1 protein-coding gene is annotated in these 395 nt (G+C 52.9%); it reads right to left on the reverse strand.

Features of this window, described 5'->3' with window-relative positions; genetic code table 11:
* Positions 1 to 395: Tar ligand binding domain-containing protein (locus ACEWB7_RS18520; protein ID WP_411581164.1), on the reverse strand; the 395-nt coding region annotated here is incomplete at both ends.

Genomic DNA, 395 nt, shown 5'->3' on the forward strand with positions numbered 1-395 from the left:
ATCCTGCGCTTTTTGCGCGTCAAGGTTGCCATAGGCGGCGTAATTATCGGCTTTAAGATAGTGGATAGACTGCTGCAAAACGTCATACATCTGCTTAAAGCTGGCTTCGGCCTGGGCATCCAACGCCGGATCTTTGCCTGCGATCGCTTCGGAGTTCACGTAGTTGTTGAAATGCTTTTCCGCTTCGTTGAGCGACGCGCCAGCGTTGGTTAACAGCGTGTTCATGGCGTCCAGCGAGGCGGGATCGCGCTGATTTTTTAACATGCGTATCGCCACGCGGTTAATGGTGACGCGGGTTTCAATCAATGTCTGAAAACTGCCGCCCAGTTCCTGTTGTTGGTAACTCAGTGCGCTCGCATTCTGGAAATTCAGCCGATCGCTGCTGACGGCGGAAT

The sequence above is a fragment of the Acinetobacter sp. NIOH-H-8 genome (assembly GCF_046635365.1).
Classification (GTDB): domain Bacteria; phylum Pseudomonadota; class Gammaproteobacteria; order Pseudomonadales; family Moraxellaceae; genus Acinetobacter.